This is a genomic window from Nonomuraea gerenzanensis (assembly GCF_020215645.1).
GTDB classification, from domain to species: domain Bacteria; phylum Actinomycetota; class Actinomycetes; order Streptosporangiales; family Streptosporangiaceae; genus Nonomuraea; species Nonomuraea gerenzanensis.
In genome coordinates this window covers 7,681,792-7,692,828 of sequence record NZ_CP084058.1, presented here as the reverse complement: position 1 = coordinate 7,692,828, position 11,037 = coordinate 7,681,792, and the positions used below count along the sequence as shown (strand labels likewise).

Genomic DNA, 11,037 nt, shown 5'->3' with positions numbered 1-11,037 from the left:
CAGGACGCGCGGGGCGTCACCCGCCTCCCCGGGCCCCGAACTCTGCCCACGGCGGCGCCGCGGGCGGCGGGACCCAGGAGGATCCGCCGCCTACGGCCTGGAGCCTGACCGCCGCCGAGAGCTACGTGCTCTAGTACACGTACGGCCAGCCGGCCGAGTCCCAGCCGATGAGGTTGATCCCCAGCTTCGGCGTGCCGTTCGCGTTGCCGTCGTAGTAGTGGTAGACGAGCAGGTCGCCGTCCACGTCGGACAGCACGCTCTGCCCGCCGGGCCCGACGATGCCGCCGTGGGTCTCCAGCACCATCGTGCCGCCGCCGCTCAGCATCGACCGGCCGGAGCGGTCGGTGTAGGGCCCCGTGGGGCTGGTGGAGCGGCCGACCTTGATCTTGTACGTGCTGTCGAGGCCCGCGCAGCAGCGGTCGTAGGAGGCGAACAGGTAGTAGTAGGAGCCGTGCCGGACGATGTCGGGCGCCTCGACCGCGTAGGGTGCGTCGGGGCGGGTGGCCAGGTGGTGGAGGGTGCGGTCGGAGGAGTGCCGCTTGCCGGTCGCGGGGTCGAGCCGGATCATGCGGATGCCCGTCCAGTACGAGCCGAAGCTCAGCCACCACCGGCCCGAGGCGTCCACGAGCAGGTTCGGGTCGATGGCGTTGTGGTCGTTGCCGGTCGTGGTGGCGTAGACGATGCCCTGGTCGCTCCAGGAGCCGGGCTGCCCGGTGGAGCTGGTGGCCAGGCCGATCGCGGAGTTGTTGGAGCCGAAGCTGGAGACCGCGTAGTACATCAGGTATCTCCCGCCCTGCTGGGAGATGTCCGGGGCCCACGGGTCGTTGCCCGAGGAGTAGGTCCGCCACCACGACGGCGGCGTGCGGAAGGCGGAGCCGGCCCTGGTGAAGGTGATCCGGTCGGTGGAGGTGCGGGCCTCCAGGTAGCCGTGCGTGGAGTACAGCACGTACCCGGACGAGGTGCGGATCATGGTGGGGTCGTGCACGACGACGTCACCGGTGACCCGGCCGGGGTTGGGGTAGGCGAACGAGGCGCCCATGAGCGCCAGCGCGCTGGCGGCGGTGGCGGCGAGACGGAACAGGCGGCGCAAGAGTCCTCCTCGGGGTGGGTCGGACGCTGCGCCGGTGCGTCGCAGGCAATGTAGGCGCGCTCTTCCGCGAGCGTCAACCCGGCTGTGAAAGTTACATGCGGGTGGACGTGCGAAGTGCGGCGATGCGCGTGCCCGGTGGGCGGGCTCTTGACAGGGCATTGTCAGCGTTCGTACGTTCGGGCCGCTTTCCAGTCGTGATGTTAACGCTAACATCAGCGCTGCGCCCGCGTTGTCCCCTGCCGGCCGGCCCCTCAGGTCCGGTCGGTTCCCCCGGCCCGGGAGGCTCAGTTCGGCACGCGATACCAGATGTTCACCGCATGCGGCACGTGGCTGACGCTGAGGCGGTCGAGCTTGACGTTCGTGCCGCCGGGATGGTCGAAGAGCCGCACGCCGTCGCCGAGGAACACCGGCGCCACCATCGTGAGCACCTCGTCCAGCACGCCCGCTTCCAGGCACTGCCGGGCGACGTCGGCGCCGAGCACGTTGACGTACCTGCCGCCCGCCGCGGCCTTGGCCGCCGCGACGGCGCCGGGCAGGTCGTCGTGGAACTCCACGCCGGGGACCGGCGTGCCGGGAAGGTTGTGGGTCAGCACGATCTGGGGGCCGTGCCAGGCGCCCTCGAACGCGCCCTCCTTGTCCGTGCCCGCGTTCGGGTCGTCGCCGCGGAAGGTGCGGTTGCCGACCAGGAGCGAGCCGATCCGGCCGACGAGGTCGTCGGCCACCGGGTTCGGCCCGAGGTGGGCGGACAGCCACGACATGTCGCCGCCCGGTCCGGCGATGAAGCCGTCCGCCGACATGGTCACCGAGTACAGGAGTCTGCTCATGACCTGTAGACGATCGCGGACGGTGGAAGTCATCGTCCAGGGGGCACGGTGGAGCGGCGCCGGATCAGCTCGATCGGCCCGGCCAGCGCCTCGGCCGCCCGCATCCCCTCCATCGCCCCGATGGCCGAGGCCACGTTCGCCACGAAGACCGCCGTCGGCCGGTCGTCGCCGGCCAGCAGCCGCGCCATGGCCCCCGCCCCGCCCGCGGGCGTGTAGCCGGTCGCCACGATCGGACCCTCCGGCAGGCCCGCCTCGTGCATCGCCGCCGAGTAGCCGGCCGAGCGGCGGGCGGCGGTGTCGGCCCGCGACGGGCCGGCGAGGTGGGCGATGCGGCGGTGGCCGAGGCGCACGAGGTGCTCCACGGCCAGGGCGGCGGCCCGCTGGTCGTCCAGGATGACGTACCGTTCGACGCCCCTGCTGCGGTTGGTCGGCATCAGCCACGGGATGGCGGCCTGGTCGAGCTGCTGGGTGAGCGTGGTGTCGTCGCCGGTGCCTGCCAGCAGCAGCCCGTCGATGCGGCCCTGCCCGATACGGTCCATGTACTCGCCCGGCCCGGCGCCGGTCGCGCTGCCGGTGACCAGCACGTAGCCCTGCGCGGCCGCCTCCGCCTCCGCGCCCTTGATGATCTCGGCGTGGACGGGGTGGGGCTCTTGTTGACGACCCGCGAGACGACGGCCCGATCCACCCTGGCCATCGCGGCGAGCGCAGCGTGCCGAGGTCGTCGCGGCCTGAGGTCGCCGGCTCGCCGCCCCCGGCGACGGGAGATGTCCTGCGTTCAACCGGGCAGCGACGCCCACCCCAGCTCCGCGCGGAACGCGTCGCGGGCCCGCCCGAACGCCGCCCGGTCCAGGACGGCGCCCCGGTGCGGGCCCTCGGTGATCGGCTCCTCGTGCAGGCGGTCAGGGAGCGCCTCGTCGAGCCGCCCGCCGCTCTCGCGCAGCGCGTACGCGCGCAGCCCGTCCAGCCGTTCCTGCCCCGCCGCCAGCAGGCCCTCCAGGGTGAACGGCTCGCCGAGGACGGCCGTCACCAGGGTGGTCAGGTGGTCGATGGTCAGCGGGCGGGTCGGGGTGGAGGCGAAGACGCACAGGTTGAGCGCGTCCAGGCCGCTCCACAGCCGCAGCAGCCGGGCGCTGCGCCTGCCCCGCTCCTCGTCCAGGTCGTGCGCGGGGGCGGGCAGGGCGCCGGCGCGGGCGGCCTCGGGAAAGCAGTACGTCAGCCCGGCGACCGGGTCGAAGTCGAGGTCGTGCTCCAGCGCGTCGTAGCGGGGGCCGCCGGGGGCCAGCGCGTAGCCGAGGCCGATGCCGGGCTGCGGGCGCGGGTCGAAGCAGGGCAGCTCCGCGCCCTTGACCGTCATCGCGTACGCCTCCGCGCGCCGCCCCACCTTGCGCGCCGCCCGCGCCGAGCCCTCCGCCAGCAGGCCGCCCAGCGCCCCCGACCGGGTGGCCACCTGCTCGATCAGTCCGGGCAGTGCCGCCGCGTCCCCGAACGCCGGCCCCCCGGGCAGCAGGCCGCGCCCGGCGCACTCCATCGCGAACGCCAGCGTGCCGCCCAGCGAAACCACGTCGAGGCCGAGGTCGTTGCAGCGGGCGTTGGCCGCCAGGATCACATCCAGATCGTCGATGCCGAGGTTCCAGCCGAGCGACAGGAACGCCTCCTGCCCGAGCCCGCCGGACCGGTCCCCGTACACCTTGAGGCAGTCGTTCGGGCAGCCCGGGCAGGAGCCCGTGACCGAGACCGCGCGACCGTCGTAGTCGCGGGCCGAGGGGACCCGCAGGCCGGGTGCGCCGGGCACCGAGAAGTTGCGGACCGAGGCGTAGCCGGGGGCGATCGGGTCGTCCGCCCAGCCCGCGAAGCCGGGCAGCCCGGCCTGGAGCCTGGCGAGCGGGTTGGTGGCCAGGGAGTCGCGATAGTAGGCCGTCAGCGCGGCGATCGTCCCCGGGGCGGCCACCTCGGCGGGCGCGTCCCCTGCGCAGACGACGGCCTTGAGGTTCTTCGCGCCGAAGACCGCGCCGAGCCCGTACCGGCCGGCGGCGTAGGCGTGGTCGGTCACCACGCTCGCGTACCGCACGAGGTTCTCCCCGGCGGGCCCGATCGCCGCCACGTGCGCGTGCGCGCCGTGCCGCGCCCGCAGCGCGTCCGTCGTGGCGGCGGTGCCGAGCCCGCGCAGCTCACCCGCGTCGTGCAGCGTCACCTCGCCGCCCTGGATCAGCAGGTACGACAGCCGCGGCGCCCTGCCCAGCACGGCCAGCGCCTGCGCCCCCGCCTCGCGCATCCCCGCCGCGAACGGCCCCAGCGCGTGCGCCTCCCCGGCCACCCCCGTCAGCGGCGACTTCGCCAGGAACACCGCCTTGGCCAGCCCTGGAGCCGCAGTCCCGCCCAGCGTCCCGGCCGCCACGTACAGCATGGCCGCCGGGTCGAACGGATCCAGCCCCGCCGGCGTGCGCTCGGCCATCAGCCGCAGGCCCAGGATGGTGCCGCCGTAGTGGCCCTGCTCCGCCGAGCGATATTCCGTAGTCACGTTCGCGCTGGTCACATCCACCATGAACGGCATGACAGGGCCTCCTTGGAGCCGGAGCGGGGTTCAGGAGCGGCACCACATCACACATCACCCGGCACCCGCAACCCGCTGCCCCGCCCGTCGGCAGCCTCGGCCTGCGCGTCCCGCGACGGCCGCCCGTCCGGGCAGGCGTGCCTCCACCTGCCCGCCACCTGGCCCGCCACCTGGCCCGCCACCTGGCCCGCCACCTGGCCCGTCACCTGGCCCGCGACATGGTGCGCTGCCCGGGCGCGTTCCCCCGGAGCGGGCAGCAGTGAGCGAGGGGTGCCGCCCGCCGGCCGGAGACGCGCTCGTGTCGCTGCGCGCCGGTCCCGGCGGCCGTGACCGAGAAGGAGTGGGGATCGAAGCAGGCAGCCTCATCGCGCGTGACCCCGCAGGGCGAATCCGGCCCGGGTGGCATTCCCTGGCCCGCGCGTCTCGGCGCGACGGCGGGTGTGGACCGGGCCGGACCCTCGCAGCGCGAGGAGCTCGTAAAACGCCGGACATCCTCGGAAATCCCGCCCGAGTACCGCATATGTCCGTGATATTTCGGGACGATAGATCTGACTTTTAATTCTTGTCAACATAAGTCAGTCGATTGCCGAAGTAAGGTAGGGATCATGCCAACCTACGGCCGGCACGCGGTGGGGGCGGGGGCACTGTTGGCGATCCTGCGGGACGGCCGGGCCAGGACGAGGGGCGAGCTGGCCCGGCTCACCGGTCTGTCCAGGTCCACCGTCTCCCAGCGGCTGGACGGGCTGATCGGCTCCCGCTGGGTCGTCGAGGGCGAGGGCTCGATCTCCTCAGGAGGCCGGCCGGCGGCGGTGTTCGCGTTCAACGTCGGCGCCCGGGCGGTGCTCGCCGCCGACGTCGGTGCCACCCGCGCCCGCCTGGCCGTCCTCGACCTCGGCCTGGACGTGCTGGCCGAGCGGGTCGCCGACCTGCCCGTCGAGCTGGGCCCCGAGCGGGTGCTCGGCGGCGTGGCGGCGGAGCTGAGCGACCTGCTGGCCGAGGCGGGGCGCGACCCCGAGCAGGTGTGCGGCGTCGGCGTCGGGCTGCCCGGCCCGGTCGAGCACCGCACCGGACGCCCGGTGAACCCGCCGATCATGCCGGGCTGGGACGGGTTCGCGGTGCCCGAGTGGCTGCGGGAGCGGCTCGGGGCGCCCGTCCTGGTGGACAACGACGTGAACGTCATGGCGCTGGGCGAGCACTGGGCCGCCCGCCCGGCCGTGGACCACCTGATCTACGTCAAGATCGGCACCGGCATCGGCTGCGGCATCGTCTCCGGAGGCCGGCTGCACCGCGGCGCGCGGGGCGCGGCGGGGGACGTCGGCCACATCCGCGTGCCCGCGTCCGACGCGCCGTGCCGGTGCGGCAACTCCGGCTGCCTGGAGGCGGTCGCGGGCGGCGCCTCGATGGCCGCCGCGCTGCGCCGCGCCGGGGTCGAGGCCCGCGGCAGCAAGGACGTGGTCACGCTCATGCGCGCGGGCGACCCGCGGGCCACCCGGCTGGTCAGGCAGGCCGGGCGCGAGGTGGGCACCGTGATGGCGGCGATCGTGAACTTCTTCAACCCCTCCGTCATCGCGATCGGCGGTGACATCGCCGAGGCGGGGGAGCAACTGCTGGCGGGGGTGCGGGAGACGATCTACAGCCGGTCGCTGCCGCTGGCCACGCAGCACCTCGGCATCAGGCCCGGCGAGCTGGGCGATCGCGCGGGCGTCGTCGGCGCCGCCGTCATGGTCGTCGAGCACGTGCTCGCCCCCGGCGGCATCGAGGGCCATTGACCCTTGCGCGACGGCGGCGTAACAATGGTGATCGTCCGGGATCCGGGGGCGGTGGCATGCCCGCGGCGAACGGGCACGGATCCGCTGCGACGTGGTCGGCGCACGCGTCCCTCAAGGAAGGGAACCCTCGCGTGAGCCCTCACCATGCCTTACCCGAGCGCGACTTACCTGAGCGCGACTTACCTGAGCACGTGCACGAGGAGCGGGAGCGCGCCCAGACGCTCCGCCACCGGCTGGGCCTGACCCGCCGCAGCCTCTTCGCCGCCACCACCGGCCTGGCCGCCGCCGCGGCGATCCCCCTCGCCGAGCCCGCCGCCGCCACGACCCGCAGGGTGCTCGTCCCGCCGGGCAAGCGCGGCATCATCCTCTACACCGTCCGCGACGCGATCACCCGCGACCCGGCCGCCACCACCTCGCCGTCGGGTTTCCGGCGCGTGCTGGAGGCGCTGTCGGCCATCGGGTACCGGCAGGTCGAGTTCGCCGGCTACCGCCAGCACGCCGACGCCGAGGGCGGCGCGAGCCTGGAGACCGTCGAGGGCGCCAGGCTGCTGCGCGGCTGGCTGGACGACAACGGGCTGCGCGCCCAGGGCAACCACGGGTTCATCCCCGGCTCCTGGCCGCTGACGACCCCCGACCTCGACCGGTTCAAGCAGTCGCTGGAGATCGCCGGCATCCTCGGCCTGGGCCATATGGGCACCGGCGCCGACCCGACCGGCAGCGCGTACAAGGCGGACTGGGACGTGGCGGCGGAGAAGTGGAACGCGCTCGGCGCGATCGCCCGCGACGCCGGGATCAAGCTCTACACCCACAACCACGACGCCGCCTACGCGTTCCTGCTCGACAGCGGCCCGCTCGACGAGCAGGGCCGCCCGACACGCTCGTCCGGCATCCGCAAGCTGGAGTACTTCTTCAGGATCAGCGACCCCAGGCTCGTGCACTTCGAGATGGACATCTACTGGGCGCACGTCGCCCAGTACAAGCACCGCACCTACACCGCGCCCGACGGCTCGACCAGGACCGACGTCTTCGACCCGCTGCGCACCGTCAGGGCCCAGGAGAAGCGCTTCCCGCTCTTCCACGCCAAGGACGGCGTCTCGAACCCGGCCGTGCCCAACGGATACGACATGGTGCCGTTCGGCACCGGCGACATCGACTACCGCCGCTTCTTCTCCCGCCTGCGGGCGCACGGCTACCACAACCCGATGTACGAGCAGGACAACGCCCCAGGCGCCGACCCGGCGCAGTCACTGCGGCTCGCCGAGCTCAGCTACCGCAACCTGGCCGCCCTGCGCGGCTGAGGCGGACCTGACACGGAACCGGACCGCCACGACGACCCCGCCGTTGGCGCGGCGGGCGTGGCGGCCCGGGCTCTGACACTCCTCGTCCTAGGAGCAGCATCACCATGCAGCGTACCCTCGCGGTGCTCGGCGGCCTCGTGCTGGCCGGCGCCTGCCTGTCCTTACCCGCCCAGGCGCACGACCCGGCCACCACGTGGTCCAGCTACGAGAAGATCACCCTCACCAAGAACGTCGGCGAGCCGATCGACCTGGCCGTCCTGCCCGACCGGCGGGTGCTGCACACCGCCCGCAACGGCGACATCCGGCTGACCGACCCCGCCACCGGCGTCACCAGGATCATCAACACCGTCCCGGTCTACGCCAACTCCGAGGACGGCCTGCAGACGATCGCCCTCGACCCCGCCTTCGACCAGAACAAGTGGGTCTACCTCTACTACGCGCCCAGGACGATGACGGCGCCCTACCCCGAGGCCACCCCCGCCGGCTCCGCGCCGAACACGCTGCCCGCAGGGGCGGACGAGACGTACTGGAACCAGTGGAAGGGCTACAACCAGCTCTCCCGCTTCAAGTGGACGGGCAGCGCCCTGGACCTGTCCACCGAGCAGGTCATCATCAAGGTCGAGACGCAGCGCGGCCAGTGCTGCCACGTCGCCGGCGACCTCGACTGGGACGCCGACGGCAACCTCTACCTCGCCACCGGCGACAACACCCCCGCCGGCACGCCGGGCGCCAACGGCATGGCGCCCAACAACGACGCGCCCGGCATGAACCCGGGCCTCGACGCCCGGCGCGGCGCGGGCAACAGCAACGACCTGCGCGGCAAGATCCTGCGCATCAAGGTGGCGGCGGACGGCACGTACACGGTCCCGGAGGGCAACCTGTTCGCGCCGGGCACGGCCGGCACCAGGCCGGAGATCTTCGTGACCGGCGTGCGCAACCCGTTCAGGATGGACGTGGACGCCGAGACCGGCACCCTGTCCTGGGCCGACTACGGACCCGACGCCGGCACCGGCGACCCCGCCAGGGGGCCCATGGGGTACGTCGAGTGGAACATCACCCCGCTCACCAAGCCGATGAACAGCGGCTGGCCGTACTGCACGGGTGACGACTTCAACTACAACGACTGGAACTTCGCGACCGCCCAGCCGGGCCCGTGGTTCGACTGCGCCGCAGGCCCGCGCAACACCTCGCGCTGGAACACCGGCCTGGCCCAGCTCCCGCCCGCCGTGCCCGCCGACCTGTACTACGGCGACAACAACACCCACCAGCCCGCCGCCTGGGCCGGGCTCACCGACTTCGACCCGCAGACCGGCCAGGGCCCGATGGGCGGCCCGGTCTACCACTACGACCCGGACAACCCGGCGCCGGGCAAGCTGCCCGCGTACTGGGACGGCAAGGCGTTCTTCGCCGAGTTCTCCCAGGACTACCTGGCGGCCTTCACCTTCACCGGCGCGGACGGCCCGGTCACCGCGATCGAGCACTTCCTGCCCAACAGCGCGCTGCGCACGGCGGCGCAGCCCATCACCGACAGCCCGATGGACCTGGAGTTCGGCCCCGACGGCTCCCTGTACGTGCTGGAGTACGGCGACGGCTTCTTCCGCGCCAACCCCGACGCCGGCCTCTACCGCATCGACTACACCCCGGCCAACAAGACCCCGCAGGCCAGGATCGCGGCGGACCGCACCTCCAGCAGCGCCGCGCCGCTCACCGTGGCCTTCGACGCCACCGCCTCCACCGACACCGAGCCGGGCACGCTGACCTACGAGTGGGACTTCGACGGCGACGGCGACTTCGACGCCACCGGCGTCACCGCCACCCACACCTACACCGAGCTGGGCCAGTACGCGGCGCGGCTGCGCGTCACCGACTCCGGCGGCCGGGCCGGACTGACCTCCGTCGAGATCACCGTGGGCAACACCGCGCCCGTGGTGACCGTCAAGGCGCCGCCGAACGGCGGGTTCTTCGACTGGGGGAACGCGCTGCCGTACCAGATCGGGGTGTCCGACGCCGAGGACGGGGACAACCCGGTGTGCTCTCGGGTGCAGTGGACGTTCGGCCTCGGGCACGACACGCACGCGCACCCGGAGACGCTCGGCACCGGCTGCGCGGGCGCCTGGCCCACTCCGGCCAGCGCGCCCGAGCACGGCGAGACCGAGAACATCTACGGCGTGGTCGTCGTCAGCTACCGCGACAACGGCGCCGGCTCCATCCCCGGCGCGCTCGGCGAGGCCGCGCTCACCCTCAACCCCAAGCTGGCGCAGGCCGAGCACGCCGACGAGAGCAGCGGCGTCACCGAGACCGCCGACGACACGGCCTCCGCCAAGGCCAAGGTCACCTCGTTCGACGCCGGCGACTGGATCGTCTACGACCCGGTGCACTTCGCCGGCATCACCGGCGTCCAGACCAGGGCCTCGGGGGCGGGCACGCTGGCGCTGCGGTGGAAGTCGCCGGCGGCCGAGCCGTTCGCCACCGTGACCGTCCCGGCGGGCGACGGCTGGCAGACGGTCACCACGCCGCTCACCGGCCTGCCGGAGGGCACCGGCCGCCTGTACGTCACCTCCTCGGGCGGCGTGGAGGTGGACGCGTTCACCTTCCAGGGCGGCGGCGTCGCCGACACCACCCCGCCGGTCGTCTCCGCGACCCTCACCCCGGCCCAGCCGGACGGCGCGAACGGCTGGTACACCGGCAACGTCACGCTCGCCGTCACCGCCACCGACAACGGCACGGTCGCCTCGCGCCAGTACTCCCTGGACGGCGCCACCTGGTCCAACGCCAACAACCCCGTCACGCTCAGCGCCGAGGGCGCCAGGCAGGTCCGCTACCGGGCCACCGACAACGGCGGCAACGTCTCGGCGGTCGGCACCCTCACCGTCAAGATCGACAAGTCGAACCCGACGCTGACGGTCACCGGCGTGGAGCCCGGCCCCCACGGCGACTCCGCCACCCTCACCCCCGTCCTGACCGGCGCCGACACGGTGTCGGGCGTGGCCGGGGTCACGGCGGAGCTCGACGGCGCCGCGATCGGCTCCGGCAAGCCGGTGGCGTTGTGGACGCTGCCGCTCGGCGAGCACCGGCTCACGGGCACCGTCACCGACCAGGCCGGCCGGACCGCGACCACGACCGTGACGTTCTCGACGACCACCTCGTACGCGGACGTGCGGGTGCTGGTCTCCCGCTTCCGGCAGAGCGGGGCGATCACCTGGCGGGCCGCCGCCGACCTGCAGGAGCAGCTCGCGCAGGCCGAGCGGCACGAGAAGAAGGGCAAGCGGGCGCTCGCGATCGCGGCGCTCGAGCGGTTCGTGAAGATCGCCGAGAAGCGCGGGAACGTGCGGGACGCGGCGGTCAGATCGGCCCTGGTCCGCGACGCCGACGCGCTGATCGAGCGGCTGCGCCAGACCTGACCCGCCCTCAGCGACGGGCACCGTCGGCCTCCCCACACCCAGCGGGGAGGCCGGCCGGCTCCTAGACAGGCCCTCCATAAAGGGATATTTCGCGATCTTTCGGG

The 11,037-nt window shown here is 73.4% G+C and carries 8 protein-coding genes; 4 read left to right on the top strand and 4 right to left on the bottom strand.

Annotation, left to right across the window (positions count from 1 at the left end):
- Positions 1-130 precede the first annotated feature (130 nt).
- The 4 genes from LCN96_RS35625 to LCN96_RS35610 all read right to left on the bottom strand — a co-directional run bounded on the left by LCN96_RS35625 (position 131) and on the right by LCN96_RS35610 (position 4,465).
- Positions 131-1,090, bottom strand: coding sequence for an arabinan endo-1,5-alpha-L-arabinosidase (locus LCN96_RS35625; protein WP_225266820.1), 960 nt, complete (start codon positions 1,088-1,090; stop codon positions 131-133).
- A 284-nt stretch (positions 1,091-1,374) separates the two neighbouring features.
- On the bottom strand, positions 1,375-1,914 hold the full coding sequence (locus LCN96_RS35620) for a dihydrofolate reductase family protein (protein WP_225266819.1): 540 nt from the start codon (positions 1,912-1,914) through the stop codon (positions 1,375-1,377).
- A gap of 29 nt (positions 1,915-1,943) precedes the next feature.
- Positions 1,944-2,711 (bottom strand): substrate-binding domain-containing protein, encoded by a 768-nt coding sequence (locus LCN96_RS35615; RefSeq protein ID WP_225266818.1) that lies wholly within the window; start codon positions 2,709-2,711, stop codon positions 1,944-1,946.
- Positions 2,690-4,465, bottom strand: a complete 1,776-nt coding sequence (locus LCN96_RS35610; protein WP_225266817.1) for an aldehyde ferredoxin oxidoreductase C-terminal domain-containing protein — start codon at positions 4,463-4,465, stop codon at positions 2,690-2,692. Before LCN96_RS35610 ends, LCN96_RS35615 begins: the two co-directional genes overlap by 22 nt.
- A gap of 137 nt (positions 4,466-4,602) precedes the next feature.
- On the opposite strand from LCN96_RS35610, the gene LCN96_RS56855 reads away from it, so the two are divergent.
- The 4 genes from LCN96_RS56855 to LCN96_RS35595 all read left to right on the top strand — a co-directional run bounded on the left by LCN96_RS56855 (position 4,603) and on the right by LCN96_RS35595 (position 10,933).
- Positions 4,603-4,728 (top strand): hypothetical protein, encoded by a 126-nt coding sequence (locus LCN96_RS56855; protein ID WP_263657365.1) that lies wholly within the window; start codon positions 4,603-4,605, stop codon positions 4,726-4,728.
- Between the two features lie 342 nt (positions 4,729-5,070).
- Positions 5,071-6,234, top strand: a complete 1,164-nt coding sequence (locus tag LCN96_RS35605; protein ID WP_225266816.1) for an ROK family transcriptional regulator — start codon at positions 5,071-5,073, stop codon at positions 6,232-6,234.
- A gap of 131 nt (positions 6,235-6,365) precedes the next feature.
- Positions 6,366-7,532, top strand: coding sequence for a sugar phosphate isomerase/epimerase family protein (locus LCN96_RS35600; protein ID WP_225266815.1), 1,167 nt, complete (start codon positions 6,366-6,368; stop codon positions 7,530-7,532).
- Positions 7,533-7,636: 104 nt separating this feature from the next.
- Positions 7,637-10,933: a PQQ-dependent sugar dehydrogenase gene (locus LCN96_RS35595; RefSeq protein ID WP_225266814.1), complete on the top strand. Its 3,297-nt coding sequence runs from the start codon at positions 7,637-7,639 to the stop codon at positions 10,931-10,933.
- The last annotated feature ends 104 nt before the right edge of the window (positions 10,934-11,037 follow it).

What these genes read in the sequence shown, in the direction of transcription:
- LCN96_RS35620 (WP_225266819.1), bottom strand. Translation starts at nt 1,914, where the DNA reads ATGAGCAGACTCCTGTACTCGGTGACCATGTCGGCGGACGGCTTCATC.
- LCN96_RS35610 (WP_225266817.1), bottom strand. Translation starts at nt 4,465, where the DNA reads ATGCCGTTCATGGTGGATGTGACCAGCGCGAACGTGACTACGGAATAT.
- LCN96_RS35605 (WP_225266816.1), top strand. Translation starts at nt 5,071, where the DNA reads ATGCCAACCTACGGCCGGCACGCGGTGGGGGCGGGGGCACTGTTGGCG.
- LCN96_RS35595 (WP_225266814.1), top strand. Translation starts at nt 7,637, where the DNA reads ATGCAGCGTACCCTCGCGGTGCTCGGCGGCCTCGTGCTGGCCGGCGCC.